At 59.5% G+C, this 957-nt stretch carries 1 protein-coding gene; it reads right to left on the reverse strand.

Features of this window, described 5'->3' with window-relative positions:
• Nucleotides 1-54: 54 nt before the first annotated feature.
• Entirely contained in the window at nt 55-819 is a 765-nt protein-coding gene (locus tag PG899_RS24140; RefSeq protein WP_001389365.1) for an IS6-like element IS6100 family transposase, read from the reverse strand.
• Nucleotides 820-957: the final 138 nt, after the last annotated feature.

Here is a 957-nt window from a genome sequence, read left to right on the forward strand (position 1 = left end):
GGCTCTGTTGCAAAGATTGGCGGCAGTCAGAGGTAGGCTGTCGCTCTGCGCCGATCAGGCGGCTGCTGCGAAATGGTGGTTGAGCATGCCCATGGCCTCCGTCAGCGCCGAGGGCCCAATGCCAAAAGCTCTCTCCACAAGGCGCACCTCGCCCCTGATGCCGGGCTGCAGGCACCAGGGGCGAGCCTGTCCTTTGCGCAGGGCTCGCATGACTTCGAATCCCTTGATCGTGGCATAGGCCGTGGGGATCGATTTGAAACCGCGCACCGGCTTGATCAGTATCTTGAGCTTTCCGTGATCGGCCTCGATCACGTTATTGAGATACTTCACCTGCCGGTGGGCCGTCTCCCGGTCCAGCTTTCCTTCGCGCTTCAATTCGGTGATCGCTGCACCATAGCTCGGCGCTTTGTCGGTATTGAGCGTGGCAGGCTTTTCCCAGTGCTTCAGGCCTCGCAGGGCCTTGCCCAGGAACCGCTTCGCTGCCTTGGCGCTGCGGGTCGGCGACAGGTAGAAATCGATCGTGTCGCCCCGCTTGTCGACTGCCCGGTACAGGTAGGTCCACTTGCCCCGCACCTTGACGTAGGTTTCATCCAGGCGCCAGCTCGGATCAAAGCCACGCCGCCAGAACCAGCGCAGCCGCTTCTCCATCTCCGGGGCGTAGCACTGGACCCAGCGATAGATCGTCGTATGGTCGACCGAAATGCCGCGTTCCGCCAGCATTTCCTCAAGGTCGCGATAGCTGATCGGATAGCGACAATACCAGCGCACCGCCCACAGGATCACATCACCCTGGAAATGGCGCCACTTGAAATCCGTCATCGTTCCGTCCGTCCAATCTCCGCCAAGCATGCTCAAGCTTCACGATTTTTGCAACAGAGCCCACACGAGTATTGAGCATAGTCGAGATTGGTGCAGATCACTTCTGATATTGAACTGTCAGGAGCTGGCTGCACAACA

This window comes from Aeromonas sp. QDB39, from assembly GCF_027707585.1.
GTDB classification, from domain to species: domain Bacteria; phylum Pseudomonadota; class Gammaproteobacteria; order Enterobacterales; family Aeromonadaceae; genus Aeromonas; species Aeromonas hydrophila.

Coding starts and splice junctions, on each gene's coding strand:
- PG899_RS24140 (WP_001389365.1), bottom strand. CDS start 819: ATGACGGATTTCAAGTGGCGCCATTTCCAGGGTGATGTGATCCTGTGG.